Here is a 26,977-nt window from a genome sequence, read left to right as displayed (position 1 = left end):
AGGGACGCGATCGCCGCGAGGAGCGAGCCACGCAGCCCGAATCGGAGTCTTGTCAGCGTTCAGTGCAATGTCACATACTACGGCCGTTCGCATCTCCCCCTGAATGAAGCGGAGGCTCGATGACCGAGCAGCTCAAGCCCTGGCACGGCATCCACGTCGCCTCGGCCCTCCAGTTCGACGACGACCTTTCGGTCGACTACGACGGCTTCGCCGAGCACGTCCAGTGGCTCGCCGCGAACGGGATGCACGGCATCACGCCGAACGGCTCGCTGGGCGAGTACCAGACGCTGACCGCCGAAGAACGCGCCCGCGTGGTGACCACCGCGATCGAGGCCGCGCCCGAGGGCTTCCACGTGATGCCCGGGGTTGCCGCCTACGGCGCCCTCGAGACACGCCGCTGGGTGGAGCACGCCGCCGAGTCGGGTGCGCACTCGGTGCTGATGCTGCCCCCGAACGTCTACCGCGCCGACCGCGCGGCGATCGTGGAGCACTACCGGTTGGCCGCGGAGGTCGGCATTCCGATCGTGGCCTACAACAACCCGCTCGACACCAAGATCGACCTCTCCCCCGCGCTGCTGGCCGAGCTGCACTCCGAGGGCTACATCGTCGGGGTCAAGGAGTTCACCGGCGATGTGCGGCGGGCCTACGAGATCAAGGAGCTCGCGCCCGAGCTCGACCTGCTGATCGGCACCGACGACGTCCTGCTCGAGGTGGGTCTGGCCGGTGCGGTGGGCTGGATCGCGGGGTACCCCAACGCCCTGCCCGCGGCCAGCCTCGAGCTCTACCAGCTGGCCACCTCCGGCAACCCGGCCGACATCGCCAAGGCGCTGCCGATCTACCGCGACCTGCACCCGCTGCTGCGCTGGGACTCCAAGACCGAGTTCGTGCAAGCGATCAAGCTGTCGATGGACGTGGTCGGCCGCAAGGGCGGCAGGTGCCGTCCGCCGCGCTCGCCGCTGGCTCCGGAGATCGCCGACAAGGTCCTCGCCGACACCAAGAACGTCCTGGCCAAGGGCTACAAGTGAGCTGCGGGGGTGGGACGGTGGACGCCGTCCCACCCCCGCCAAGCCCAGGCCCTCATCACCACCACGCATCCGACTGGAAGGCACCACCGATGACGACCACCGCCCCGGCAGAACCGACCACCGCCGAGGAAGTCGACCGGATCGTCACGGCATCCGCCGAAGCCGGGCGCATCTGGGCGAGCACCGATCGCGCCGAGCGCGGCCGCGCGCTCGACGCGATCGCCGACGCGCTCGACGCCGCCGCACCGGTGCTGATCCCGACCGCGCAGCGCGAAACCCGCCTCGCCGAAGGCCGGCTGACCGGTGAGCTCAAGCGCACCACCTTCCAACTCCGGCTGTTCGCCGAGACGATCCGCGAAGGCAGCTACCTCGACGCGCGGATCGACCACGCCGATCCCGAGTGGCCGATGGGCGCGCCGCGTCCGGACCTGCGCCGCTCCCAGGTTCCGGTCGGCCCGGTCGTGGTCTTCGCGGCCAGCAACTTCCCCTTCGCCTTCAGCGTCGCCGGCGGCGACACCGCATCCGCGCTCGCCGCAGGTTGCTCGGTCGTCCTCAAAACCCACCCCGGACACCCGGATCTGTCCGCGACAACCGGTGCCGTGGTGCGCGAAGCGCTGGTGGGCGCAGGCGCGCCGGCCGGGCTGTTCGACCTCGTCCGGGGCGAAGAAGCTGGCCGGGTCGCCCTGACGCACCCGCTGGTCAAGGCGGGCGCCTTCACCGGTTCCATCGCGGGCGGGCGGGCGCTGTTCGACGTCGCCAGTTCCCGACCCGAGCCGATCCCGTTCTTCGGCGAATTGGGCAGTGTCAACCCGGTTTTCGTCACCCGCGCCGCTGACGAGGCCCGGGGCGCCGACATCGCTGCGGAGTTCGTCGGCTCCTTCACCCTCGGTGCGGGGCAGTTCTGCACCAAACCGGGTCTGCTGCTCGTCCCCACCTCAGCCGCGGTCACCGAAACCTTGCGCGGCACCGAGTTGTCGCAGTCCGCACCGCTGCTCAACGACCGCATCGTCTCCGGCTACCACGAGACGCTCGAGGTGTTGAGCTCCAAGCCCGGTGTCGAGGTCCTGCGCAGCGGCTCGAGCCCGGAGGGCGAGGCGCCGACTCCGACCCTGCTCACCACCGACGTCTCCACCCTGCTCGCCGACCTCGACGAACTGCTCACCGAATGCTTCGGCCCGACCGCGCTGGTGGTGACCTACGACGACGAGCAGGAGCTCGTCCAGGTCGCCGAGGCCATCGACGGGCAGCTCACCGCGACGCTGATCGCCGAGGAGGCCGACGGCGTCGCCGCCGACCTCACCCGGGCCCTGGTCGACAAGGCCGGGCGTCTGCTGTGGAACCAGTGGCCCACCGGGGTTTCGGTGACCTACGCCCAGCAGCACGGCGGTCCTTACCCCGCCACCACCGCCCCGGCGACGACCTCGGTCGGCACCGCCGCGATCGCCCGATTCCTGCGCGCCGTGGCGTTCCAGAACTACCCGCAGCACCTGCTGCCTGATGAACTGTCCGACACCCCGACCACGCCAGTGGCCCGCCGCATCAACGGCACCCCGGAGAACTGACCACTTCAGAACCGGCCCAGCCGCGTTCGCAGCCGGAAGGAACGGTCGATGAGGACCAGCCGCGTCCTGCACGCCGTGGATTCCCACACCGAGGGCATGCCCACCCGCGTCATCACCGGCGGCGTCGGGGTCATCCCCGGGTCGACGATGGCCGAACGGCGGCAGTGGTTCATCGACAACAACGATGACCTGCGCACGCTGCTGATGTGCGAGCCACGCGGTCACTCCTCCATGTCCGGGTCGATCCTGCAGCCGCCGACCCGCCCGGACGCGGACTGGGGCGTGCTGTTCATCGAGGTCTCCGGTCTGCTGCCGATGTGCGGGCACGGCACCATCGGCACCGCCACCGTCCTGGTGGAAACCGGGATGGTGCCGGTGACCGAACCGGTCACCCGGGTCCGCCTCGACACCCCGGCCGGACTCGTGGTTGCCGACGTCGCGGTCCGCGACGGGCACGCCGAGTCGGTGACGATCCAGAACGTTCCCTCGTTCAGCCACGCGCTCGACCAGCAGGTCGAAGTGCCCAGCCTCGGCGCGGTCGCCTACGACATCGCCTTCGGCGGCAACTTCTACGCCATCGTCGACCTGGACGCCCTGGGGCTGCCCTTCGAGCGCTCGGCCAAGCAGCAGCTCCTCGACGCCGGTCTGTCCATCATGTCGGCGATCAACGAGCAGGCCCGACCGGTGCACCCGGAGCGTCCCGACATCTCGGGCTGCCACCACGTCTACCTCAAAGCACCGGGCTCGACCGCGAAGCACTCGCGGCACGCGATGGCCATCCACCCGGGCTGGTTCGACCGCTCGCCGTGCGGCACCGGAACCAGCGCTCGGATGGCGCAGCTGCACGCCCGCGGCGAACTCGCCCTCGACACCGACTTCGTCAACGAATCGTTCATCGGCACGACGTTCGTGGGCCGGCTCGTGGCGGAGACCGAGGTGGGCGGCCGCACCGCGGTGGTTCCGGCGATCACCGGGCGCGCCTGGATCACCGGGACCGCTCAGTACATGCTCGACCCCACCGATCCGTTCCCGGCAGGCTTCGAGCTCTGACGGACCGCCGCGCTTCGAGCAGCGGATCTCCTTGCCCTGCCTTGCATTTCGACCCGACCAACGGAGGTAGCGATGGCCCGCACGGCTGACGTCGTCGTCATCGGCGCAGGCGCCCTCGGCGCCGCGTGCGCCTACTTCGCCACCGAACAGGGCCTTCGCGTCCACGTCGTCGAACGCGGCCAGATCGCCAGCGGGACCACCAGCGCCTGCGAGGGCAACCTGCTGGTGTCGGACAAGGAAGCCGGGCACGAACTCGACCTGGCGCTGTACTCGAACCAGGTCTGGCGCACCGATCTCGCGCCGCACAACCACCTGTGGGAGTTCGAGACCAAGGGCGGCCTGATCGTCGCCGCCACCGAAGCCGGTGCCCAGAACCTAGCCGAGCTGTCGCAGCGCCAGCGCGCCGCCGGGATCGAGGTCACCGGCGTGCCCGCCGACCAGATCCACGACTACGAACCCCACATCACCGACGACCTGGCCGCCGCCGCGTTCTACCCGCAGGACTGCCAGGTCCAGCCCATGCTCATGGCCGCCCACCTGATCCGCCTCGCCCGCGAGCGCGGTGCGCAGGTCTGGACCCGCACCGAGGTCACCGCGCTGCTTCGCGACGGCGACACCGTCACCGGGGTCACCACCAGCCGGGGCGCCATCCACGCCGATCACGTCATCAACGCCGCCGGGACCTGGGCCGGGGACATCGCCCAACTCGCTGGGGTGAAGGTGGCGATCATGCCGCGCCGCGGGTTCGTGCTGATCACCGAACCGCTGCCGAAGACGGTGTTCCACAAGGTCTACTCCGGCGACTACGTCGCCAGCACCACCTCCTCCGACGAGGGGCTGCAGACCTCCACCGTCATCGAGGGCACCCGCGCGGGCACCATCCTGATCGGATCCTCGCGGGAACGGGTCGGTTTCGACTCCACGGTCTCGCTGCCCGCGCTGCGCCAGATCGCGGCGAAGGCCTTGAGCCTGTACCCCGCGCTGGCCAAGACCAAGATCTTGCGCAACTACTCCGGGTTCCGCCCGTACTGCGCCGACCACCTGCCGGTGATCGGCCACGACCCGCGCGCACCCGGGCTGTGGCACGCCGCCGGGCACGAAGGCGCCGGGATCGGGCTGTCGGTCGGCTCGGCGAAGCTGCTCGTCCAGCAGATGACCGGCCGGCAACCCGATCTCGACCTCACGCCGTTCGCACCCGAGCGCTTCGACGCGGTGGAGGCTGCATGAGCCGCAATTCCGCTTCCGGCTCGCACGACCGACCAGGTGCGGGTGTCCCGCAAGAACACCGTGGAGGCATCGTGAACCCCACCCTCAACTCCCCCGCCAAGGCCGAGCCGGAGCGCTTCGAGATCGTCTTCGACGGCCGCCCGCTGCCCGCCGTGGCCGGTCAGAGCGTCGGATCGGTGCTGGCCGGTGCCGGGATCCGGTCCTGGCGCACGACCCGCGTCCAGCACCGCCCGCGCGGCCTGTTCTGCGGGATCGGCATCTGCTACGACTGCCTGATCACCGTTGATGGCGTGCCGAACCAGCGCGCCTGCCTGGTCCCCGCACGGCCCGGCATGGCGCTGTCGAGCACCGTGTCCGGCGAGGGCCCGTTCGAAACCGGAGACGACACCGATGCCTGAGCCCCGCTTCGACATCGCCGTGGTGGGCGCGGGGCCCGCCGGCCTCGCCGCCGCCGTCACCGCCGCCGAGGCCGGACGCTCGGTCGTGCTCGTCGACGCCGGCGAACAACCCGGGGGCCAGTACTGGCGCCACCCCGACGAATCCGCGCCCCGCGGCGACGAGTCGCTCGGCCACCACGACTGGTCGACCTTCACCGACCTTCGCGAGCGGCTGCACCGGCTCTCCGACGGCGGCCGCATCACCCACCTGCCGCGCCGCCAGGTCTGGTTCGTCGAGCGTCCCGCCGCCGGCACCCGATCCCACACCCTGCACCTGACCACCGCCTATGCCGAGGCCGCCCGCTCCGGCGACGAGGTCCCGCACTCGGTCACCGCCGACGCGCTGGTCCTGTGCCCCGGCGGTTACGACCGCCAGCTGCCGATCCCGGGCTGGGACCTGCCCGGCGTGATGGCCGCCGGTGGCGTCCAGGCCCTGCTCAAGGGGCACCGCACCCTGGCAGGCCGACGCGCGATCGTCGCCGGGACGGGCCCGTTCCTGCTCCCGGTGGCCACCGGGCTCGCCGCAGCGGGCGCGGACGTCGTCGCGGTGTGCGAGGCCGGATCGGTCAGCGGATGGGCCAAGCGCCCGCTCGCCGCGGCTGCGGTTCCCGCGAAGGCCCGCGAGGCCCTCGAGTACGCCGCCGCGCTGGCCCACCACCGAATCCGCTACCTCCAGCGGACTGCGATCACCGCGATCCGCGGCTCCGACGCAGTGCGGTCGGTGGAGCTGTCGCGGCTGGACCGCGGGGGCCGCATCCGCGACCGGATCCGCAGCGTCGAGGTCGACCTCGTGGCGCTCGGGTGGGGCTTCACCCCATCACTCGAGCTGATCACCGCGACCGGTGCTGCGACCCGCAAGGACGCCGACGACTCGCTCGTCGCGGTCGTCGACTCCGAGCAGCGGGCCACCGTGCCGGGCGTCTACGTCGCCGGGGAGGCCACCGGAGTCGGCGGTGCTCTCCTCGCGGTCGCCGAAGGCGAGCTCGCCGGCCTGGTCGCCGCGCAAGACCAGCGGACGCCCGTGCCGCGGGCGGACGTGCAGGCGCTGCAGAAGCGCATCGCCCGCTACCGCCGCTTCGCCGCCGCGATGCACGCAGCTCATCCCGTGCCGCGGCACTGGCACGAGTGGCTGCGTTCGGACACCACGGTCTGCCGTTGCGAGGAGGTCAGCTTCGGGCAGGTGTGCGCCGCCCGGGACGAACTCGGCGCGGGCGATGCGCGGTCGGTCAAGATGATGGCCCGCCCCGGGATGGGCTGGTGCCAGGGCCGGGTGTGCGGATTCGCCACGGCGAAGCTCGCCGCCGCGCAGGAGGGCCGCGAGCTCACCGCCGAGGACCTGCGTCCCACCGCCAAGCAGACCTTCACCGCCCCCATCTCCCTCGAACAGCTCGCCGAAACCCCGCAGCACGAGTGACCCGGGCGCGACTGGCTGAGGCCTGCAGTACCACGTCACATACCATGGGCGTGAGCAGATCGTGGAGGTTGTTGTGGCTCCCAGCCTGGTTCAGATGGAGAAGGTCAGCCTGCGCGACCGGGTCGGGCGGGCGGTGCGGGCGGCGATCATCTCCGGCGAGATGGAGCCCGGCGTCGTGTACTCGGCGCCCTCGCTCGGCGCCCGCTTCGGCGTCTCGGCCACCCCGGTCCGCGAAGCCATGCTCGACCTGGTCCGCGAGGACCTCGTCGAGATCGTGCCCAACAAGGGCTTCCGGGTCACCGAGGTCAGCGAGGCCGACCTCGACCAGATCACCGAGATCCGGTTGCTGATCGAGCCGCCCGCCGTCCGCAAGATCACCCCCGTCATCCCGGAAGCGGACTTCGCCGAGCTGCGGGAGCTCGCGCAGAACATCGTCACCGGAGCCGAGGCCGGCGACCTGGTCGACTACACCGAGGCCGACCGCGTCTTCCACCTGCGCCTGCTCTCCTACGCCAACAACCCGCGCATGACCAACCTCGTGTCCGACCTGCGCGCCCGCACTCGCCTCTTCGGCCTGGCAGCACTGCGCGAACGCGGCGAACTGGTCGACGTCGCACGCGAGCACCACGCCATCGTCGACGCGATCGGGTCGCGCGACCAGGACGCCGTCGAGTCGGTAATGCGGGACCACATCAGCCAGGTTCGAGGACGCTGGGCCAACCCTGCCGCGGAATAGATGATTGATTCCGCAGTCGTCCTGCGAGCACCGGGGGTCTGGCGGATGCGCTCAACGAGCTGAAGCGTTCCAGCGGGTACAGCTACCAGCAGATCGGCGAGCAGGCTCATCTCGGCCGGTCGACCGTGCACCGGTACTGCAGCGGGCAGAGCCGGTCGACGTGGTGTCGACCGGCCCCGGAAGCATTGGATCAGCGCGCTACGAAGGCGCCGAGGAGGGCTTGGACCTCGTAGACGTCGACGCCCTTGCCGAACTGCTGCTCGATCGGCTCGGCGGTGCCGGACAGCCAGATCTTCAGCTCGGCGTCGAGGTCGAACGTGCCCGCCGTCTCGACGGAGAAGTGGGTGATGCTGCGGTACGGGATCGAGTGGTACTCGACCTTGCGGCCGGTCATGCCCTGCTTGTCGATGATGATCAGGCGCCGGTTCGTGAAGAGGAGCGAGTCCCGGATCAGCTTGTAGGCGGCGTGTATTTCCTCACCCTGCGCGAGCAGACGTCCGAACTCCTGCGCCGCCGCACGGGGGTCGATGGTCGAAGCGTTGCCCATCATCCCGCCGAAGATTCCCACCTGTGCTCCCCTCGAAGATCTGAATCCGTTCAACCACAATATCGAACTTCCGGACGGCGCCTTGCGGCATCAGGTCCGTCAGCCCCTCGAACATGGCGCTCGAGCGGGCAGCATCTATGCCGTGGCCTGCGGCCACCGTCTCTTCGTTTGTCCACACAACACACGGTGATCAGTGGTGGCCGATGTCCACACCGGACCGTGCTGCCCTGGCAGCGAGTCATCCCTGGTCTGGCAGGCTGCCCCCGTGCAGGAAAGCGACTGGTACCACGACAACGGCGAGGAACTGTCCCCCGTTTTGGGGCCTGGAGTTCTGGCGGCGGACGCCGCGATGCACTGGATGGCGGTGGATCGGGTCTACTGCCTGGACTGGCATCGGTTCACCCCCGCGAACTGGGACGCACTGCAACGGATCTATCAGGACCTGCCTGGCTGGCAGCCCTTCTCTTCCGACGGTGCCCGGTGGTTTTCACTGGACGAAGACCGCGACCTGCACCTGTGGGCTTCGGTTGAATCCTCGGGCCTCCAGGTCGCGGGAGTGCTGACGCTGGGCATGTGGCACGGCTGGGACAACCAGTTTCGCCGTGTGATCACAAACCACGGCCTTCCCCGCTTCTCGTGCGCATGACGCGCATCCCCACACCACCAACCACAGCAAACACGAAGATCACGAACTACGGCTGGAGTAGCGGGCCGCAAGCCGGGATCGCGTTCCTCCGCCCCTGAACGGGCAGCGTTCCTGCGATCTCAGGGCTGAACTTCGTGCCCTCAGCGATGGTCAGCAGATGCGGCATGAGCCCCGCCAGAACCAGGCTGCCGTCGATCAGGTGCACGTCGGACAGGCACACGCCGGCCGCTTTGACCTCGATCAGCGCCTCCCCCGGCCCGGGGAGGGGTACGGGAACCTCCTCGACGCGAAACCTTCCGCTCGGCACGCGCAGACGCCCGGTGATCATGGTGTTCATGAGATGAGAACCTCCGATTCTGCAAGGGGATCGACGGCTCAGCGCGCGGCGTAGACGTCCTCGATGTAGCGGCCGTCGGCAACCAGCGAGTCGAGCCAAGCGGTGGCCTCGCCACCCGCCCGTTCCGCGTAGATGGCCCGGAAGGCGTCGCGCACGCCGGGAGCCATCCGATTTCCGTCGCCGCAGACGTAGATCTTCGCCCCGTCGCCGATCAGCTGCCACAGCTCGTCGGCCTCGGCGGCGATGCGGTGCTGGACGAACGCCTGACCGTCGACCGGTGCCTCGCTGAAGGCCGGGCGCATCTGGACCGCACCGGCCAGCTCGGCGGCGCGCAGTTCCGCACTGTGCAGGTAGTCCGCATCCGGGGCATCGCAGCCGAATTGACTTCCTCACCGACTTGAAGGCCGATGATTCCTACCGTGCCTGGCGGCGCGGCCTTCGCGCTGCCAGGTCACCTCGGTGGGTTCCTGCTTCCCAGCGCTGTGCCCGAACGGGTTCGGGTCTTACCTGCGCTCCACAGGCGGTCACCGCCAGTCCGGCGGCCTTCGCGACGTTGACCGCCGCATTCACGTCCCGATCCAGCCATACACCGCACGCCCGGCATTGCCAGGCGCGGATGTGCAGTGGCTTAGGTCCGTCTTTGACACCGCACTGCGAGCAGGTCTGTGAGGTGGGTTCGAACCGGCCGATCCGAACGACCCTCCGCCCGTACAGTGCTGCTTTGTACTCCAACATTCCCACGAACGCCGACCAGCCAGCGTCATGCACCGACTTGGCCAGGCGTGTACGCGCTAGTCCCTTGACCGCCAGGTCTTCCACCGCGATCGCTTGGTTCTCGCGAATCAGGCGGGTGGAGAGCTGGTGATGGAACTCGCGGCGCGCATCGGCCACCCGCGCGTGAGCGCGGGCCACCTTGATCCTTGCCTTGTCCCTGTTGGTGCTGCCCTTCTGCTTGCGTGAGAGGTCTCGTTGTGCCCGCTTGAGCTTCTTCTCGGCGTTGCGGAGGAACCTCGGGGCGGTGATCTTCGTGCCGTCCGAGAACACTGCGAAGTGCCCCAACCCCAGATCAACACCGATCTCAGGTGAGTCGTTGTTGATCGGTTCGAGGCGGATATCGACCACGAACGATGCGAAGTACCGCCCGGCCGCGTCCTTGATCACGGTCACGCTCGACGGCATCGATGGCAGGATTCGGGACCAGCGAACCGGCACGTCGCCGATCTTCGGGAGCCGCAGTTTACCGCCCGGTGTGATCAACCAGCGGGCGTTGGCGGTGAAACGCACCGCCTGACGACGATCACGCCGAGTCTTGAACCGAGGCGCACCGATCTTGCGGCCCGCGCGTTTCCCGCTCAGCGACTCGAAGAAGTTCTTGTACGCCCGGTCAGCATCCCGCAGTGCCTGCTGCAAGACCACCGCCGACACCCCGCCCAGCCACCCGCGTTCCGGGGTGTTCTTCGCGTCAGTGACAAGTCGTTTCGACAACTCCGACGCGGTGGGGACTTTCTCGCCCGCTTCATAGGCTTCCCGGCGCGCGGCGATGGCGTCGTTGAACACCACACGAGCGCACCCGAACGCCTGAGCCAGCGCGGACTGCTGTCTTGGCGTCGGGTACAGGCGGAAGCCGTACCGAAGCTGCACACCATGATCATATAATTTGGTTTCATGGCCGACTGTGGGGACATTCGAGCGGGGCAACGGTGGTCTCGCCGCCGATATCGGCGGCGGCGTCAGCCAGCTGAGCCGAAAAGCCCTGGCAGGTCCCGTAATTGGATCTGTGCAGCAGCAGACCCCCGGTCCCCCGCTGAACGCGAGTGGGAAGCCCGCTGTCCTCGACCGGCACTTCAGCAACGGCGGTCGGCATGACGACGCGATCGGCTGAGGTGCGCCGGGCCAGGGCGAGGGACAAACCATCGGGCTTGATCGTCAGCGTCTGCTTGAGCTGCAGATGGTAGCGCCGCTTCGGCTTCGGGCTCGAAGCGCGAGGGGTCGAACAGCTCGGGGTTGTCGCCCCAGACCGGATCCCGGTGCAGCATCGGGGTCACCACCGACGCCCACTGCCCGGCCCGCATCGGAATGCCGCCGAGGACGGTGTCGTGGCGGGCCTGGCGCGAGAACGCGGGCGCCGGCGGGAACATCCGCAACGTCTCGTTGAGCACCTGGCGGGTGTACTGCAGGCGGCCGATGTCCTCGAAGGTCGGCTCCGGATCGGACTGGTCGCCCCACAGCTCGTCCACCTCGCGCTGCACCAGGCGCAGCGCGGTCGGGTGCTTGACCAGGTTGTGCAGGGCGAAGGACACGGTGCCAGAGGTGGTCTCGTGCCCGGCGATCAGGAAGGTGATGACCTGGTCGCGGATGTTGGCCAGGTCCAGGGTGGTGCCGTCCGAGGGGTGGGTGGCGCCGAGCATCAGCCCCAGCAGATCGTCGCTCTCCGGCGCCGACGCACCAGGAGCGGTGCGCGCCGCGATGACCTCGTCCACCACCGAGGCGAGGAAGGCAGCGTCGGCGCGGAACGCCTCGTCGGTCTGCGCGTGGTCGCCGTCCGGGTCGCGGCTGAGCTTGGTCATCGACCAGTGCAGGCAGCGCACCAGGGCGTCGACGAACGGGTGCGGTTCGTCCCGCTCGAACGAACCGAAGTCGAACCCGAAGCCGGCCAGGCCGATGGTGTCCAGCGTCATCCGGGTCATGTCGTCGGGCACGTCGACCGGCTGGCCGGCCGCACACCCGCGGTCCCAGGACTCGATCAGCCGACGGGCGACCCGCAGCATCACCGGGTGGTAGGTGCGCATCGCCCCGAGGGCGAAGGCGGGCATCAGGATGTCGTGCGCCTTGGCCCAGTTGGGCTCGTCGCCGTAGGCGGTGAACAGGCCGTCGTGGGCGAACTCGCGGACGTTCTCCAGCGCCGGCCCGATGGCCTTGGAGAACCGCTGCTCGTCGGAGAGCTCGGTGACCAGGTCCAGGCTGCTGACGAACAGCGTGTCGTTGCCGTGCTGACGCTGGACGAAGGCCGGACCGTGCTCCCTGGCCAGGCGCATCGTCCGCAGGACGGGTGTTCCAGTAGGAGCGTCGGACACGTCGACGATGGGGATGCCGAGCTGTTGCGGGAGCAGAGTCGCGGCCATGAGGGGGCTAACCGCCTTTCGCGCTGGGGGAGGGAACCGCCGCGAAGAGCGGTTCCAGCCGTCTCCTCAACACTCACCGCCCGCGAACCCCCGAGGCCGCCGACGCACTACATAATCGTGTAGTGCGTCGGTGCATGAAGGACTTGCCAAACCGACCAGCATGCGCAACGCGGCAAGGGGCAGCACATGAATCTCCAGCACGGATCCTCGTCCGAGGAGTCCTGGCACCAGGAAGCGATCACCTGGCGCAACCGCGCCATCCTCCTGCTCGACCACCTGCCGCTACCGGTCGCGCTCTGCGACCCCGACGGCGCCATCCTCCTGGCGAACCCGGCAATGGCCGCGGAATGGGGCATGCTGCCGGGCCAGATGCGAGGGCGCAACGCGCTGGACTTCTTCCGGCCCCGCACAACAGCCCGGCTCCACCCGATCTCCGAAGCAGTCCGACTGCGCCACAGGTCCCGCTATCCGATCGAAGTCAGCTGGTCCCCGGCGAGCGGAGTCGAGCGCTACGGCGAGGTGGACGTCGACCCGGTCAGCGACACCCCAAGCGCTCCCCCAGCCCTGATGCTGCTGCTCCGAGTCCTGGGCGAACGCGAAGCGACACCCTCAGAACACGAACCTGCGCCCGCCGCAAGCGAAATCGAAGCCAGAATCCTTGCCCTGGCAGCAAGCGGAGACACAACAGCGCGAATCGCAAAAGCGGTAGACCTAACCGTCGACGGAGTCAACTACCACCTGACCCAACTCTCCCGCCGCTGGCGCGTACGCGGCAGAACAGCCCTGGTAGCCCGCGCCTACACCCTGAACGTCCTGAACCCCGAAACCTGGCCCCCAAGCCCCACCGAACCCGGATGAATCAGCTGGAGCCGAGCCGAGAACGGCATGATCAGGACGAACTTCGACCGCGACGCCGTTATGGACTTGTCCGACGGGAAGGAGCAGCGCGAAGCGGCCGGCGGTCGTTTTCGCCCGCGACGGGCGTCCGAATTGGACAGTGCGACGACCGCTCGCATCCGGATCGGGCAGAACGCCTAAGCTACTGGTCATGGGACTGTTCTCTCGGCACAAGGAGCCGACCGGACCGCCGCAGCCGTTCGAATTCGTCGTTGAGACCGTTTTCTCCGTGCCGATGCGCGGTCTGGTCTTCACCGGGCGCGTCGAAAGCGGCCAGGTCCAGCAGGGCCAGGACGCCGTCCTGCACCTCCCCGCGGGGAAGCACACCGTGCAGGTCAAGAGCATCGACGTCCGCCGGCGCTCCGCCGCCGTGGCCGGTGCGGGTGAGGAGGCCGGGATCTACCTCGACGGCGTCACCGCGAACGACCTCCCCCTCATCCCCGGTGGCGACGGCAGCCGCATCGACAGCGACGTGGTCACGGGCAGCAAGCTCATCTCCGCCTAGCCGTCCGCTACGGGCGACCGCGCTGGTCGCAGTCCTCAACGAGTGGCTGTGACCAGCACGGGCGCGGCATGACCTAGCCGTCGACGTCGAGCACCGTGCCGTACTGGCGGTCCACCTTCAGCCGGAAAATCAGTTGCCCGTGCGGCGCACCGTGCCTAGCCTTCTCGGTACACAGGAAAGGAGGTGGTCCGACGTTGAACGACATCAGGACTTGTGAGGTGGCTGTCCGCTAGGACCGCCTACGGCAATCCTGCCGACCCGGCGCGTGATGGTCCCTTCGGGATCCTGCGCGGGTGATGCGGTCGGCGAATACCAGGCAGCTACCCGGCCCCGGGACCCCGAACTGAGTCCGGTTCGGCCTGCGCGGAGAGATCCAGCGGGAGACGGTCCCGGGGTCGCTGCTGTCCGGGTGACTCCTCGACGCTCCGGCAGTCCTCATCAGGGCGAGGCACGATACGGAATTCCCTTATGCCGTTGAGGGATTCACCACTGGGTGCGGTCAGTGTGAATTCCTAACGTGTCGGGGACCACTGGCCCTGCGTGAGGACGCCTGATGACTTCGACTCACCGATCAGCGGAGCAGCATTCCAACGTGCTGCGGGTGGGGGTGGCCGCTGGGGTCGGCACCTCCCTGGAGCTGTACGACTTCACCATCTACGGCACCGCTGCAGCGCTCGTGTTCGGCGACGTCTTCTTCAAGACCGGCGACGCCTGGCTCGGCACCTTCCTCAGCCTCACCACCTTCGCCGCCGGGTTCTTGATGGCACCTCTCGGCGCCGCCCTCTTCGGCTGGATCGGTGACCGGAAGGGCCGCCGCACGGCGCTGACCGGCGCATTCCTGCTGATGGGCTTGGCAACGCTGGGCATGGGCGTGCTGCCCTCCTACGCCGCCATCGGCGTCGCCGCGCCGATCATGCTCGTCACGCTCCGGCTGCTGCACGGCGTCGCCCGCGGCGGGGAGAACGCCGGTGCCGCGGTGCTCGCGATCGAGCACGCACCTGAACGTTCGCGCGGCCTGTACGGCTCGTTCGTCGCCCTCGGCTCGCCGATCGGGACCATCTTGGCGAACTTCGCCTTCGCCCTGGTCCTGTTCCTGCCGGACGAGGACGTGCGGGACTGGGCATGGCGGCTGCCGTTCCTGGCCGGCGGTCTGGTCCTGGCCATCGGGGTGTGGGTGCGCCGGGGCGTGGCGGAGAGCCCGGTCTTCCAGAAGATGGTCGCCGACGAGTCGCACGACAGCCGTTCCGAGCAACCGCTGCGGGACGTGATCAAGACCCACTGGCGCCTCATCCTGCAGACCGCCGGGGTCAACATCGGCCTGACCGCCACCACGTTCACGCTGCTGACGTTCATGCTGTCCTACGCCACCGCCAGCGCCCCCGAAGGCCTCGGCCTGTCCCGCCAGGCGATCGTGAACGGCTCCCTGCTGGGCCTGGCCTGCCACGCGACGCTCAACCTGGTCTCCGCGTGGCTGTCCGACCGCATCGGTCGCAAGCCGGTCATGCTCACCGGGGTCCTGCTATCCCTGGCCGCGGCGCTGGCGATGTTCCCGATCGCCTCGGGCGGCACCGTCACGGCCGTCAACACGGCCGTCGTCCTGGGCTTCACCGCGACCGGCGTGCTCTTCGGGCCGATGTACGCCTACTTCGCCGAGATCTTCCCCCGCGAGAAGCGGCAGTCGGGCGTCGGCCTCGGCTATCACCTCGGAGCCGTCCTCGGCGGCGGCATCACGCCCATGATCGCGAACCGGATCATCGCCGGCACGGGCAATCCGCTCAACGTCAGTTACTATCTGGCCGCCCTGCTGACGCTGTCCCTGCTCTGCCTGCTGACGCTGCCGGAGACGGCACCGGCCCGGCTCACGAGGCGGGCCGTTCGCAGCGAGGTCGCAGTACCGAACGACGCTCCTGCGCGATGAGTGTGGCCTCAGTTCGGGCCGCGTACTCCGCGGCGCTGAGGACCACGACAGCCAGTGACGACCGCGGATGGCCGGAGCCTTCAAGCCCGATCCGATCACCTACCGGATGGCTGCGACCTACCTCGGACTCCTACCCGAGGAGATCATGATGGTCGCCTGCGACAAGTACGACATCCGTGCCGCCGGAGAGCTGGGCTTCCAAACCGCGTTCGTCGCCCGCCCGCTGGAATTCGGCCCCGACCAGGACGTCGACGTGGCCTACGCGGACGAATTCGACGTCAACGCCAGCGATTTCCTCGACCTCGCCCAGCAACTCGGCTGCTAGCCACCCGACTCGCGAAGGCCCGGGGATTCCTGTCCGGGCCTAGCACCCTTTTGACGTGACCAACTACGATCCGGCGAGAGCCCGGCGGACGTGGGAGGCTGACCGCAGGAGGGTGCAGCATGTCCGACTTTGGGCGAACCCTGCGGCAGCTTCGTCAGGAGATGGGGCTTACCCAGCCGCAGCTGGCCCGCCGCGTCCATGTGGATCAATCCACCTTGTCAAGGTGGGAAAATGGCCGTGCGAAGCCTGATTCTGCTGTTGCGGAGCGCTTGGACGAGACGTTGAACGCTTCCGGACGGCTAGCACAACTCGTCGCTCCGCCGACCTCTTTCGCGATCCCGCCAGCGCGTGAGCCAACACAGCCTGTCACCAGCGGCCATGTAGACGAGCTGCGGCAGAGCATTTCCCAGCTCGTTGGACTGGACGGCCAACACGGAGGGGTGGAGCTCGCGCCAATAGCCGCACGCTTGTTCCGTACAGCATCAACCCAGCTGGCCGCTGGCAGGTATGAGCAATCCATCGAACGCGACTTCGCCGCAATCACCGCGGAGCTCGGCGAAGTGGCCGGCTGGCTCGCGTTCGATTCCATGCACTTCGATGCTGCTCGAAGCCTGAACCTGGCGGCCCTGCATCTGGCCCGCTCGGCCGGGGACCGTGACATGGAGCTGTTCCTCCTGGGGAACACCGCCATGCAGGCCCAAGAGGTGAAGCAGCCGCGCGAAGCTCTTCGCACGGTTCAGCTCATGGAAACGTTCAAGCTTTCTCCCCGACTACGCGTGATGACAAACCTGCGCCGAGCACGTGCCGCCGCTGATCTCGGAGATGAACGAGCATTCACCATGATGAGGCGGGCTCAGTCGGACCTGTCCAACGGCGTGCACCGCACAGATCCCGAATGGGCTTGGTGGGTCACCGATCTCGAGCTCACAGTCCACGAAGGCGGGATGTGGCATGCTTTCGGCCAACCCGCTCGCGCGGTGGAGTGCTACGCCACCGTCGTGGAATCCACTGCCGAATGGTACCGGTGGGCACGCTTCCTCGGTGGAGCGAACCTGCTCAACGCGCTGGCTGAAGTTTCCGACTGGCGGGAAGCAGAGAACGCCGCAATCCAACTCCACGACCTCGCCGCGCAAGTCTCGTCGGCTCGCGCTGCCCAACGGATCCGCGCAGCAGCAGAAACCGCGCGCCGCAACAAGGTTCCGTCATCGGTCGACGACGTGTTCACTAGCTTGGTGCATCACACCGCATGAGCTATGCACGTGCTATGCGGCGTGCAATGCCTTGACCGTGGGTGATTGGCCGACGACGGTTGGGGCATATAGCAATGGTTTCTGTCCTCCAGCCGCAGATCGGGGCTGGAGCACCAGGGTCGAGTCGCGGTGAGGCGTTGCAGGGCTGCGGCTGCTGGCGGTCTCCACGTGGCTTTTCCACCCGGGCGGCCGTGTACTCCGTGCCTCCCCGGCGGGGGTGAGCGCGACGCCGTGCGGGAGGCGGTGGAAGACCTTGCCGCCCAATCTCTGCTCCAGGGAGCCGATCGCGTGCGACAGCGAAGGCTGCGCGATCCGCAGAGTTTGGGCGGCGCCGGTGAAGCTCCCGCTCTCGGCGATCGCGAGGAAGTACTCCAGCTCCCGGCGTTCCACGCAGCTCCTCTCCGCAGCAGGGCCGCTCAGTCGTGAGCGGCCTTGAACCGGGCTCGATCCCGGTCCGCTTCGGCATCGTCGTGCAGGTCGTCGCCCAGATCGACGCGGACCCAGCGCAGTTTTCCGGTGAACGCGTTGTCCACCACCGGGTAGTCGTCGGTGACCGGGGTGGCGCGGTCGACGCCGATGTCGAAGGTCTCGTCGAAGGCGAAGTAGTACGGAATCGTCTTCGGGACCACGACTTCGCCGACCTGTTCGCCGTCGACGTGCAGCGTCACGCCACCACCCTGGCCGACACCGCCGCCGCGGTAGGCGAAGTCCACCCGGATCTCGTGGCGACCGGCCGAGATCGGGGCGCGCGCCCGCACGGTGTGCACGTCCAGGCCGAAGTAGTTGTAGGCGTACGAAAGCCGCCCGTCGTAGAAGTACACCGACCATCCGCCGAAGCGGCCGCCCTGGGCGATGATCACGCCCGCTGCCTCGTCGCCGGTCTCGATCTCAGCGGTCACGGCGTGGGAGCGGTTCTTGATGTTCGGCGCGGTTTCCTCCGTCAGCCGCTTGGCGCCGGCGTGGAAGGTGATCGACCGGCGGTCTCCCATCAGGTCGAGCCGCCCGGCCTCCTTCGGGTTCTCCCGCTCGGTCATCCGGTCGTCGAGCGGGAACACCCCGTGCCGACCGGCCTCGACGAGGAACAGCTGCTTGAGCTCGTTCAGCTTTCCCGGGTGCTCGGCGGAGATGTCGCGCGCCTGCGTCCAGTCCACCGAGGTGTCGTAGAGCTCCCACTGGTCGTCGTCGAAGTAGCGGCGCTGCTCGCCCTGGACCATCTCCCACGGCGTGCCGTGGCGGGTCACCGCCATCCAGCCGTCGTGGTAGATGCCCCGGTTCCCGACCATCTCGAAGTACTGCACGCGGTGCCGGTCCGGCGCGTCGGCGGCGTTGAAGCTGTAGAGCATGCTGGTGCCCTCGATCGGCTTCTGGGCGATCCCGTCCACCTCGACCGGGTGCGGGATGCCCGCGGCCTCCAGCACGGTGGGCACCACGTCGATCACGTGGTGGAACTGGTTGCGCACCCCGCCCTGCTCGTCGATCCCCCGGGGCCAGTGCACGATCATGCCGTCCCGCGTGCCCCCGAAGTGCGACGCGACCTGCTTGGTCCACTGGTAGGGCGTGTTCATCGCCAGCGCCCAACCCACCGGGTAGTGCGCGTGGGTGGTGGCGTCGCCGAGCGCGTCGGCGTTGTCGACGATGAACTTCGCGCTGTCGGGGATGCCGCTGGCGAAGCGGTGCTCGTTGAGCGTGCCGCCGAGCCCTCCCTCAGCGGAGGCCCCGTTGTCGCCGAGGATGTAGATGAACAGCGTGTCGTCCAGCGCGTCGAGCTCCTCCAGCGCATCGACGAGCCGACCGACCTGGTCGTCGGTGTGCTCGGCGAAGCCTGCGTAGAGCTCCATCAGCGACGCGGCCGCCCGCTGCTCGGTCGCCGACAGCTCGTCCCAGTGCGGAACGCCTTCCGCCCACGGAGCCAGCTCGGCGTCCTCGGGCACCACGCCGAGTTCTTTCTGGCGCTGCAAGGTGATCTCGCGCTGCCGGTCCCAGCCGTGGTCGAACGCGCCCCGATACTTGTCCCGGTACTCGCGGGGCACGTGGTAGGGCGCGTGGGTGGCGCCGAACGGCAGGTAGGCGAAGAACGGGTGGTCCGGCTTCAGGGACCGCTGGTCGCGCACCCAGTCGATCGCGTGCTCCACCAGGTCCTCCGAGAGGTGGTAGCCGTCCTCCGGGCGGCGTGAGGGCTCCACCGGGGTCGTCCCGTCGAACAGCAGCGGGTACCAGTGGTTCATCTCCGCGCACAGGAACCCGTAGAACTTCTCGAAGCCCTCCCCCGTGGGCCACCGGTCGAACGGCCCCGCGGCGCTGACATCCCGGGCAGGTGTCTGGTGCCACTTGCCGAAAGCCGCGGTGTTGTAACCGTTTCCACGCAGCACCTGCGCCAGCGTGGCGGCACTGCGGGGGCGGATGCCGTTGTATCCAGGCGCGGCGCTGGCCATCTCGGTGGTCACGCCCATCCCGACCGAGTGGTGGTTGCGGCCGGTGAGCAGCGCCTGCCGGGTCGGCGAGCAGATCGCGGTGACGTGGAAGCGACTGAAGCGCAGCCCGTCATCGGCGAGCCGTTCGGCGGTCGGCATCCGGCACGGGCCGCCGAACGCGCTGGGCGCGCCGAATCCCATGTCGTCGATGAGCACGACCACCACGTTCGGCGCCGATTCCGGCGGCCGCACCGGTTGCACGGGTTCGAACCGGGGCTGCTGGTCGCGCGCGTCCAGCGCGGTGGCCGAGGCGCTGACCTCGTCCGGGATCGGCAGGTGCTCGCGGGAGCGGATCGCATCGCTCATCCCAACCTCCTGGCGTCGTCGAACCGCGGAACTGCTGAACGAAGAATTGCGACCACCGGCCACCCGGAGATCACGACAACCCTATCGAACCGAATTCGGACCACCAACCAACCGAATCCCGGAACACTTGCGAACAACGCGAAAAGCCGAGTGTACGAGCAGGTCACGCAATGTTCGGGCATACCTCAGACCAGTTTGGAATAAAATCCATAGAAACCACCTATACCCCACTCAACAGAGAATTAACAAACCCTTCGGACATCTGCAACAGCCCGCTTTCTCAGTGGGCGAGACGACCGCCATCAGCCAGCGCGGCGCCGGGAGCGACCGACACGAGACCCCAGGTGCGTCCCGGACCACACGACACCTCGATGCACTCTGAGCTCGAGGGTGCAATAATGCACTATGCAATGAATCGTGCAACAAACGCGCGCAGGCGGCGCATGGCAGCGACCGCCGCGCAGATGACTTCGCACGCTCGCAGGCTGACCGCCGAACGCGGCTTGTCCGGGTTCACCGTCGAGGAGGTCTGCGAGCGAGTCGGGGTATCCCGGCGCAGCTTCTTCAACTACTTCGCTTCGAAGGACGACGCGGTCCTCGGAGTGCCTGCCCGCAGGGACGACGACGAGCTCACCGCTTGGTTCGCCGCTCGGGGAACCCCGGAAAGCCCCGGGGTTTCGGCGAATCTGCTCGACGACCTCGTCGAGCTCGCGGTGCAGCGCTGGGACACCTCCGGCATCACCACCGAAAGCGTCCGAGACGTGCGCGCCGCGTTCGAGCGCGAGCCCAGGCTGTTCACGAAGGGCATCGAGCGGATGCTGCGCGACGAGCAGTCCGACACGGAGCTCGTCGAGCGGCGCGAAGGCCTGCCACCCGGTGACCTCCGCGCAGCTGCCGCCGTGCAGCTCGTCCAAGTCCTCTGCCGGGCGGCCGCACGGGAATTCCTCACCCTGACCAGCAACGACACCTTCACGGAGATCCTGGCCCGCCGGCTCGCCGCCGCCCGCGATCTCCTCGCCCCGAAACAAGAATCCGAACGGAAGCCATGACAAGCACCGCTCCCGCACCGCTGCTGCTGACCCAGCGGCGGATCTGGATCATCTTCAGCGCGCTGATCGCGGGCATGCTGCTCGCCAGCCTTGACCAGACGATCGTGTCGACCGCGATGCCGACGATCGTCGGCGACCTCGGCGGCGTCGAGCACCAGGTGTGGATCACCACCGCCTACCTGCTGGCGACCACGATCGTGATGCCGATCTACGGCAAGTTCGGCGACGTCCTCGGCCGGCGCCGGCTGTTCCTCGTGGCGATCGCGCTGTTCACCCTCGCCTCGGTGGGTTGCGCCGTCGCCCCCGACTTCTGGACGTTCGTGGTGTTCCGGGCCATGCAGGGCCTCGGCGGCGGCGGGCTCATGATCCTGTCGCAGGCGATCATCGCCGACATCGTCCCGGCCAGCGAGCGCGGCAAGTACCTCGGCCCGCTCGGCGGCATCTTCGGCCTGTCAGCCATCGGCGGCCCGCTGCTCGGCGGGTTCTTCGTCGACCACCTGACCTGGCAGTGGGCGTTCTACATCAACATCCCGATCGGCATCCTCGCGTTCATCATCGCGCTCGCCGCGCTGACGCTGCCGGACAAGAAGGCCACCCAGCCGATCGACCTGCTCGGCGTCGTGTTCCTCTCAGTGGCCACGACGTGCCTGATCTTCTTCACCGACTTCGGCGGCGACAAGGCGCACGGCTGGAGCGCTCCCGAGACGTGGGCCTGGGGCGCCGGTCTGCTGGCCTCGGCGATCGCGTTCGTCATCACCGAAGCTCGCGCCGCGGACCCGATCATCCCGCTGAGCCTGTTCCGCAACCCGATCTTCATCAACGCCACCGCGATCGGCCTCACGCTGGGTCTCGGCATGTTCGCCGCAATCGGGTTCGTGCCGACGTTCCTGCAGATGTCGTCGGGCACCTCGGCGGCCGCCTCCGGTCTGCTGATGCTGCCGATGATGGTGGGTCTGCTCGGCACCTCGATCACCTCGGGCGCCATGATCACCAAGACCGGGCGCTACCGGATCTTCCCGATCCTGGGCACGATCATCACCGGCGCGGCCATGGTCATGATGACCACGCTGACCGCCGACACCCCGGTCTGGCTGATCTGCGCCTTCCTGTTCGTGTTCGGCGCGGGCCTCGGCCTGATCATGCAGGTGGTCGTGCTGGTGGTGCAGAACGCGGTCCCGCCGGCCATGATCGGCACCGCGACCAGCACCAACAACTACTTCCGCGAGGTCGGCGCCTCGCTCGGCGTCGCGGTGTTCGGCACGATCTTCACCACCCGGCTCACCGAGAACCTCACCGACGTCTTCACCACGGCGGGAGCCTCGGCGGCCGATGCGTCGACCGCCACCGCGACGCTGGACCCGAAGACGCTGAGCCAGCTGCCCGGACCAATCCGCGACGGCGTGGTCACGGCCTACGCCGACGCCCTCGCCCCGGTCTTCTGGTACCTGCTGCCGTTCATCGGCATCGCCTTCCTCCTGGCCTTGGTCCTCAAGCAGATCCCGCTGTCGGACGTCGCGGGCCTCGTCGCCCGCGGCGAAGCGGTCGGCGGAGAGGAAGCGGAGCGCCTCGAAGCCGAGCAGCGCAACGGCAAGAAGCCGGAAGCCGCTGCCGTGCAGGAGGAAACCCCCACCACCTGACCCGCAGCGTCACCCTGGGTGGTGTCAATTTCGCGAGAAATTGGCACCACCCAGTTTTGCATCTCCACAGCTCAGAGCTCCGCCTCGGGGCACCGCCACCCTTGGGGTGGTCAATTTCGCGCGAAATTGACCACCCCTAGGGTGACGGCGTCTGGCGCATACATAAAGTCGGGCACCCGCAGCCAGGCGGCGTCTGAGGTTCCGCTACCCGCACCGCCACGCAAAACGAGGATGGAAAAACCTCAATGGCCTTGGGCTGCGAAGAGGAAGGCTGGGGGTTCACCTCCGCCGTGGCATTCGATCGCGGCTCCGCTGACGTAGGAGGCCAGGTCGGAGGCCAGGAAGAGCGCGACGTTGGCGATCTCCTCCGGTCTCGCCATGCGTCCCAGCGGGATGGTGCGCTCGATCGCCGCCACGCCGTCGTCGCCGCCGTAGTGGTCCCCGGTCAGCTCGGTCCGGCACAGGCCGACGTTGATCGAGTTCATCCGCACCTTCGGAGCCCACTCCACCGCCAGCGAGCGGGTCAGCGAGTCCAGTCCGGCCTTCGCCGCGCCGTACGCGGCCGTGCCGGGCGAGGGCCGGAGCGCGCTGATGGACGAGATGTTCACGATCGCGCCACCGGTGTCCTGCTTCTGCATCGCGGCGTTGGCGGCCTGGGCGACGAGCAGCGGCCCGGTGAAGTTGAGGTCCACGATCTTGCTGTGGAAGCGCGGTGAGGCGTCCGCCGCCATGACGTACGGCGCTCCCCCGGCGTTGTTCACCGCCACGTCGATGCGACCGTGCTGCTCGAGCACGCGATCCACCATCGCCTGCACCGAATCCGCGTCCCGCACGTCGCAACGCAGGTGCGTCGTCCCCGGCGCCGGTTCGTCCACTTCGGACCGCGCACAGGTGACCACCTGCGCACCGGCCGCCACGAAGGCGGCGGCGATGGCCCGGCCGATGCCCTTGGTCCCCCCGGTGACCAGGACGACCCGTCCCGCCATGTCCAGCTCAACCGCCATGCGCACCTCCGGCGCTCGAGAACCTACCGAGCAAACGTTAGGTTGATGCGGTCGGGCGATCAAGCGGCGATCCCGCCGAGCAGGACTGCGAGGTGCTGACCGGCCACGACATGGCGCCCCGGACGGGCATCGCGGATGGGTGCTGCGGTGTCCGCGCCGTCGTGGGCTACCGATCGCGCAGTTCGTCCCGGACGGCCTTCTCCGCGGGGTCCAGTTCCTCCAAGGCGAGCTGGAGGGCACCCATCGCCGACCCCGTCTTCAAGGCGAATCGCGCCTGGGAGATCGGTCGGGGCAGCGGGCTCCGCTGGTAGGCGTCCGCCGCCTTCTCCGCCGCTTGGATAGCACCGACCGCGGATGCAAGACGCTCCTGGAGCCGATCCCCCTCGGCGTCGAGCAGCTCCGCGGCACAGGAGGTGACCTTGTCGGCGGCCCCGTCCAGCTCGCCGGCACGATGGATGCAGGACGGCGTTTTGAAGGTCGCCAACAAGGCACGGACCTTGCGGAGTCCTTCTGCGGCATCTGCGTGCATGCGGCCATCATGCCCGATTCAGCATCATGGCCGTTCACAGGCGCATTCCCGGACCCCACCAGTCCCGTTGTGCAGCACTCGAACGCGGCATTGACCTGTCCGAGCCGGCGAAGGCGCGCCCCGAACATCCTCGCGCGTTCCTCCGGCCAGCGCCGATGTTGAGCCGTCACGCGGTGCTCCTCTGCTCTGCAGCGTGGTTCCTGGACTGCAGTCGCCCAACCCGGTCGCCGTGAGCGCCTTGCCTTGGATTCCGTTCTCATGCATGCCAATACCTGAGAACGGACAGTCTTCGCCGCTCAAGGAACGCTGGTGCAAGAGATGAATCCGCCGACGAGGGCGCCGTAGACGACGTGTCCCAGGAGCGTGACCGCCGGTGTCGCCACTCCGTAGTTGAGCAGGAGGAACCCCGGCGGTTCGAGCAGCGCGGTGTCGGGAGCGCTGGTGAGGTTGGTTCCCATCCGCGGGTGCACCACCGGCAGCAGGAGGTTCACCAGCGCGGTGCCGGCGAACAAGCCGTGGACCAGACCGAACAACGCCCCCAACCACCAGCTGCTGGTGCCGAGGGCCGTGAACAGCCCGAAGTAGCCCAGGGCGAACAGCTCCCCGAAGACGAAGTGCGCCAGGTAGCCGAGGGCTTTCGCTCGCGAGCGGTTGACCGTGAGGCAGGTGCCGAGCAGGAACGGGAGGTCGATGCGGGTCAGCTTGAGCTCGTTCGCCGCGCGCAACGCCGTGGTCAGCACCAGGGTGCCGATGAATCCGCCGGCGAGCGCTCCCCAGATCGTCACGACGTCATCGCCCGCTCGGTGATCGCGCAGGCTGCGCTGATCAACGCCAGATGAGTCAGGCCCTGCGGCATGTTCCCCAGGAAATCCCCGGTGGTCGGGTCGATCTCCTCGCTGTAGAGGCCCACATCGTTGGCCAGCCCGACCAGTTCGTCCATCAACTCCGCGGCCTCTTCGAGGTGTCCACTGCGAGCGAGGGCCTCAGCCAACCAGAACGAGCAGGCCACGAACGCTCCCTCGGTCCCCTGCAGGCCGTCGTCGCCGCCGTAGCGGTACACGAACGGTCCGCGAGCCAGGTCGCGGCGAATGGCCTGGATCGTGCCGCGCATCCGAGGATGCTGCGGACTTGCATAACCTCGCAGCAGTCCGAGCAAGACGCTGACGTCCACCTCCTCGACGCCGGCGCTGCGCACGTAGCTGTCCTGGTCCTCGCTCGCACAACGCGTTTCGATGAAAACCTCGATCGCGTCCTGCTCCCGTCGCCACGCGCGTGCGTGCCGGTGGGAAAGCAGCCCTCGTTCGGCCAACCGCAGCGCGCGGTCGAGAGCGATCCAGCACATCATCTTCGACTGGGTGAAATGTTGGGGCTCGCTGCGGACTTCCCAGATCCCCGCGTCCGCTCGCCGCCAGTTCGCGCAGACGAAATCGGCCACCCTCGCCAACCGCCGAGCGATGTCGGCATCGAGCTGGCCGCTGGCCGTCGCGTACGCCCAGGCCGTCTGCAACAGTTCGCCGTAGATGTCCAGCTGCAACTGCTCGGCGGCGGCATTGCCCGCCCGCACCGGCGCTGACCCTCGGTACCCCTCCAGCGCGAGCGCCCGCTCGGGTGCGCGGACCCCGCCGTCGAGCCGGTACAGCGGGCGCAGGCGCGGCTCGGTCAACTGGGTGGCGTGCATCAGCCACCAGAAGTAGGCCTGCGCCTCGCCGGGGCACCCGAGGGAGAGGAAGGCGTCCAGGGTGAAGACGGAATCCCGCAGCCAGGAGAACCGGTAATCCCAGTTTCGCCCTCCGCCGATCTCCTCGGGAAGCGACGAGGTAGCAGCCGCGGCCACTGCGCCCGACGGGGCGAACACCAGCAGCTTCAGCGCCAGCGCACTGCGCGTCACGGCTTCCTGCCACGGCCCGGCGCCGGAGCGATCCCGCAGCCAGGCCCGCCAACGGCGGCCCGTCTCCTCCAGCCGCGCCGCGCACTCCGAGCGCGCGGGCACCACCAGCGGCTCTTCGTGCGCGAAGCTCAGCGCGAGTTCCGCCTGCGAACCCATCCGGATCTCGAACCCGCCTTCGATCGCCGCACCGGTGCACACCGGCTCGCCCGCGCCCCAGGTGCACACGGCCACCGCGTCGGTGCCTGCCGACGCGATCGGCACGCCTGCTCGCCGGTCGATGCGCGGATCTGCGGTGCCGTAGCCGAAACGGGGCTGCACGTGCCAGCGCACGGGCACTGCGCCTGACAGTCCTTCGACCTTGCGGACCAGTTCCCGGGTGGGTGCCAACGCCGTTCCGGGCAGCGTCAAGGCGTCGGTCACCCGGACCGCGCCCTCGGCCGTGGTGAACGTCGTCTCCGCGACGTTCGTGTCCGGGAGGTACCGGCGGTTCACCTGGTAGGGCGGCTCGGGTTCCAGCGCGAAACAGCCTCCCCGCCGCGCGTCGAGCACTGCGCCGAAGACCGTCGGTGAGTCCAGGTCCGGCATCGTCAGCCAGTCCACCGAACCGTCCCGGGCGAGGAGGGCCACGGTTCGACCATCACCCAGCGCCGCGTATTCCCGCAGCGGCGCATACCCCTCCCGACGCGGCACTGCGACGCGTGAGCCGTTCCCGGAATCGAACCCGATCATCGAACTCCCCGAACTGCCGCTCAGATGGCTGCGACCCGAACCGACCGCCAGCTGACGAAGCTGGTCACGCCATTCCACAACGTTCCCACTGCGCCAGACTGCGACAGCGCAGCAGAACTCGGCCAAGGCCTTTCTGCCCTGCACCGAGGGCGGACTGCCGAAGCGGACTTCTCCGCCGGTCAGGACGGCGCGCTCCCCCACCTCCGCGCCGAAGGCGACCGCGCTCGCATCGGCGCCCCAGCAGCCGACCGAGAGCTGGTCGCCGGGGAAGACCGACGAACTTCTGCTGGAGGCCACCGCCCCCCTCCAAGCGGTGCGCGACCTGGTCGCAGACCATCGCCCCGAGGCGCGAACGATCCTGGATTG

At 68.6% G+C, this 26,977-nt stretch carries 27 protein-coding genes; 16 read left to right on the top strand and 11 right to left on the bottom strand.

The window, feature by feature from the left end; translation table 11 throughout:
* The first annotated feature begins 119 nt into the window (after window positions 1–119).
* The 8 genes from ACWCO2_RS29595 (at window position 120) to ACWCO2_RS29560 (ending at window position 7,684) form a co-directional block, all read left to right on the top strand.
* Complete coding sequence (locus ACWCO2_RS29595) at window positions 120–1,025, top strand: dihydrodipicolinate synthase family protein (RefSeq protein WP_450131072.1); 906 nt, start codon at window positions 120–122, stop codon at window positions 1,023–1,025.
* 89 nt (window positions 1,026–1,114) lie between these two features.
* Entirely contained in the window at window positions 1,115–2,587 is a 1,473-nt protein-coding gene (locus ACWCO2_RS29590) for an aldehyde dehydrogenase (NADP(+)) (RefSeq protein ID WP_450131071.1), read from the top strand.
* A 48-nt stretch (window positions 2,588–2,635) separates the two neighbouring features.
* Window positions 2,636–3,637 carry a proline racemase family protein gene (locus ACWCO2_RS29585; RefSeq protein WP_450131070.1) on the top strand — a complete coding sequence of 334 codons (1,002 nt, stop codon included), beginning with the start codon at window positions 2,636–2,638 and terminating at the stop codon, window positions 3,635–3,637.
* Between the two features lie 72 nt (window positions 3,638–3,709).
* Complete coding sequence (locus tag ACWCO2_RS29580; protein ID WP_450131069.1) at window positions 3,710–4,864, top strand: NAD(P)/FAD-dependent oxidoreductase; 1,155 nt, start codon at window positions 3,710–3,712, stop codon at window positions 4,862–4,864.
* Window positions 4,861–5,262, top strand: a complete 402-nt coding sequence (locus tag ACWCO2_RS29575) for a (2Fe-2S)-binding protein (protein WP_450131068.1) — start codon at window positions 4,861–4,863, stop codon at window positions 5,260–5,262. Before ACWCO2_RS29580 ends, ACWCO2_RS29575 begins: the two co-directional genes overlap by 4 nt.
* Window positions 5,255–6,715 carry an FAD-dependent oxidoreductase gene (locus tag ACWCO2_RS29570; RefSeq protein ID WP_450131067.1) on the top strand — a complete coding sequence of 487 codons (1,461 nt, stop codon included), beginning with the start codon at window positions 5,255–5,257 and terminating at the stop codon, window positions 6,713–6,715. Before ACWCO2_RS29575 ends, ACWCO2_RS29570 begins: the two co-directional genes overlap by 8 nt.
* Before the next feature lie 94 nt (window positions 6,716–6,809).
* On the top strand, window positions 6,810–7,451 hold the full coding sequence (locus tag ACWCO2_RS29565; RefSeq protein ID WP_450131066.1) for a GntR family transcriptional regulator: 642 nt from the start codon (window positions 6,810–6,812) through the stop codon (window positions 7,449–7,451).
* 38 nt (window positions 7,452–7,489) lie between these two features.
* Window positions 7,490–7,684: a helix-turn-helix domain-containing protein gene (locus tag ACWCO2_RS29560; RefSeq protein ID WP_450131081.1), complete on the top strand. Its 195-nt coding sequence runs from the start codon at window positions 7,490–7,492 to the stop codon at window positions 7,682–7,684.
* Here ACWCO2_RS29560 and ACWCO2_RS29555 read toward each other — a convergent pair.
* Window positions 7,642–8,019 carry a PH domain-containing protein gene (locus tag ACWCO2_RS29555; protein ID WP_450131065.1) on the bottom strand — a complete coding sequence of 126 codons (378 nt, stop codon included), beginning with the start codon at window positions 8,017–8,019 and terminating at the stop codon, window positions 7,642–7,644. The genes ACWCO2_RS29560 and ACWCO2_RS29555 overlap by 43 nt on opposite strands.
* A gap of 244 nt (window positions 8,020–8,263) precedes the next feature.
* On the opposite strand from ACWCO2_RS29555, the gene ACWCO2_RS29550 reads away from it, so the two are divergent.
* Window positions 8,264–8,644: a hypothetical protein gene (locus ACWCO2_RS29550; RefSeq protein ID WP_450131064.1), complete on the top strand. Its 381-nt coding sequence runs from the start codon at window positions 8,264–8,266 to the stop codon at window positions 8,642–8,644.
* 46 nt (window positions 8,645–8,690) lie between these two features.
* Here ACWCO2_RS29550 and ACWCO2_RS29545 read toward each other — a convergent pair whose 3' ends face one another.
* The 4 genes from ACWCO2_RS29545 to ACWCO2_RS29530 all read right to left on the bottom strand — a co-directional run bounded on the left by ACWCO2_RS29545 (window position 8,691) and on the right by ACWCO2_RS29530 (window position 12,103).
* On the bottom strand, window positions 8,691–8,981 hold the full coding sequence (locus ACWCO2_RS29545) for a hypothetical protein (RefSeq protein ID WP_450131063.1): 291 nt from the start codon (window positions 8,979–8,981) through the stop codon (window positions 8,691–8,693).
* 38 nt (window positions 8,982–9,019) lie between these two features.
* Window positions 9,020–9,283: a hypothetical protein gene (locus ACWCO2_RS29540; RefSeq protein WP_450131062.1), complete on the bottom strand. Its 264-nt coding sequence runs from the start codon at window positions 9,281–9,283 to the stop codon at window positions 9,020–9,022.
* 112 nt (window positions 9,284–9,395) lie between these two features.
* Window positions 9,396–10,679: an RNA-guided endonuclease InsQ/TnpB family protein gene (locus ACWCO2_RS29535; RefSeq protein ID WP_450131061.1), complete on the bottom strand. Its 1,284-nt coding sequence runs from the start codon at window positions 10,677–10,679 to the stop codon at window positions 9,396–9,398.
* Window positions 10,680–10,825: 146 nt separating this feature from the next.
* On the bottom strand, window positions 10,826–12,103 hold the full coding sequence (locus tag ACWCO2_RS29530) for a cytochrome P450 (protein WP_450131060.1): 1,278 nt from the start codon (window positions 12,101–12,103) through the stop codon (window positions 10,826–10,828).
* A 186-nt stretch (window positions 12,104–12,289) separates the two neighbouring features.
* On the opposite strand from ACWCO2_RS29530, the gene ACWCO2_RS29525 reads away from it, so the two are divergent.
* The 5 genes from ACWCO2_RS29525 (at window position 12,290) to ACWCO2_RS29505 (ending at window position 16,998) form a co-directional block, all read left to right on the top strand.
* Window positions 12,290–12,961 carry a PAS domain-containing protein gene (locus ACWCO2_RS29525; RefSeq protein WP_450131059.1) on the top strand — a complete coding sequence of 224 codons (672 nt, stop codon included), beginning with the start codon at window positions 12,290–12,292 and terminating at the stop codon, window positions 12,959–12,961.
* Between the two features lie 190 nt (window positions 12,962–13,151).
* Window positions 13,152–13,505 carry a hypothetical protein gene (locus tag ACWCO2_RS29520; protein ID WP_450131058.1) on the top strand — a complete coding sequence of 118 codons (354 nt, stop codon included), beginning with the start codon at window positions 13,152–13,154 and terminating at the stop codon, window positions 13,503–13,505.
* A gap of 553 nt (window positions 13,506–14,058) precedes the next feature.
* Window positions 14,059–15,423 carry an MFS transporter gene (locus tag ACWCO2_RS29515; protein WP_450131057.1) on the top strand — a complete coding sequence of 455 codons (1,365 nt, stop codon included), beginning with the start codon at window positions 14,059–14,061 and terminating at the stop codon, window positions 15,421–15,423.
* Window positions 15,424–15,490: 67 nt separating this feature from the next.
* Complete coding sequence (locus tag ACWCO2_RS29510) at window positions 15,491–15,748, top strand: HAD hydrolase-like protein (protein WP_450131056.1); 258 nt, start codon at window positions 15,491–15,493, stop codon at window positions 15,746–15,748.
* A gap of 119 nt (window positions 15,749–15,867) precedes the next feature.
* Window positions 15,868–16,998, top strand: a complete 1,131-nt coding sequence (locus ACWCO2_RS29505) for a helix-turn-helix domain-containing protein (RefSeq protein WP_450131055.1) — start codon at window positions 15,868–15,870, stop codon at window positions 16,996–16,998.
* Window positions 16,999–17,010: 12 nt separating this feature from the next.
* Here ACWCO2_RS29505 and ACWCO2_RS29500 read toward each other — a convergent pair whose 3' ends face one another.
* Window positions 17,011–17,388, bottom strand: a complete 378-nt coding sequence (locus ACWCO2_RS29500; protein WP_450131054.1) for a LysR family transcriptional regulator — start codon at window positions 17,386–17,388, stop codon at window positions 17,011–17,013.
* 26 nt (window positions 17,389–17,414) lie between these two features.
* Entirely contained in the window at window positions 17,415–19,775 is a 2,361-nt protein-coding gene (locus ACWCO2_RS29495; protein WP_450131053.1) for an arylsulfatase, read from the bottom strand.
* Between the two features lie 464 nt (window positions 19,776–20,239).
* On the opposite strand from ACWCO2_RS29495, the gene ACWCO2_RS29490 reads away from it, so the two are divergent.
* The gene (locus ACWCO2_RS29490) at window positions 20,240–20,824 is read left to right on the top strand and encodes a TetR/AcrR family transcriptional regulator (protein WP_450131052.1); all 585 of its coding nucleotides are present in this window, start codon (window positions 20,240–20,242) and stop codon (window positions 20,822–20,824) included.
* Window positions 20,821–22,461, top strand: coding sequence for an MDR family MFS transporter (locus ACWCO2_RS29485; protein WP_450131051.1), 1,641 nt, complete (start codon window positions 20,821–20,823; stop codon window positions 22,459–22,461). Before ACWCO2_RS29490 ends, ACWCO2_RS29485 begins: the two co-directional genes overlap by 4 nt.
* A 242-nt stretch (window positions 22,462–22,703) precedes the next feature.
* Here the strand turns inward: ACWCO2_RS29485 and ACWCO2_RS29480 are convergent, their stop codons facing one another.
* The 4 genes from ACWCO2_RS29480 to ACWCO2_RS29465 all read right to left on the bottom strand — a co-directional run bounded on the left by ACWCO2_RS29480 (window position 22,704) and on the right by ACWCO2_RS29465 (window position 26,908).
* Window positions 22,704–23,465, bottom strand: coding sequence for an SDR family oxidoreductase (locus ACWCO2_RS29480; RefSeq protein WP_450131050.1), 762 nt, complete (start codon window positions 23,463–23,465; stop codon window positions 22,704–22,706).
* A 166-nt stretch (window positions 23,466–23,631) separates the two neighbouring features.
* Window positions 23,632–23,994: a hypothetical protein gene (locus tag ACWCO2_RS29475; RefSeq protein WP_450131049.1), complete on the bottom strand. Its 363-nt coding sequence runs from the start codon at window positions 23,992–23,994 to the stop codon at window positions 23,632–23,634.
* Between the two features lie 296 nt (window positions 23,995–24,290).
* Window positions 24,291–24,779 (bottom strand): hypothetical protein, encoded by a 489-nt coding sequence (locus ACWCO2_RS29470; protein WP_450131048.1) that lies wholly within the window; start codon window positions 24,777–24,779, stop codon window positions 24,291–24,293.
* Complete coding sequence (locus ACWCO2_RS29465; RefSeq protein WP_450131047.1) at window positions 24,776–26,908, bottom strand: glycoside hydrolase family 15 protein; 2,133 nt, start codon at window positions 26,906–26,908, stop codon at window positions 24,776–24,778. The genes ACWCO2_RS29470 and ACWCO2_RS29465 overlap by 4 nt, the downstream gene beginning before the upstream one ends.
* Window positions 26,909–26,977 lie beyond the last annotated feature (69 nt).

The sequence above is a fragment of the Saccharopolyspora sp. NPDC002376 genome (assembly GCF_053593195.1).
This window is presented reverse-complemented; position numbering and strand designations above follow the sequence as displayed.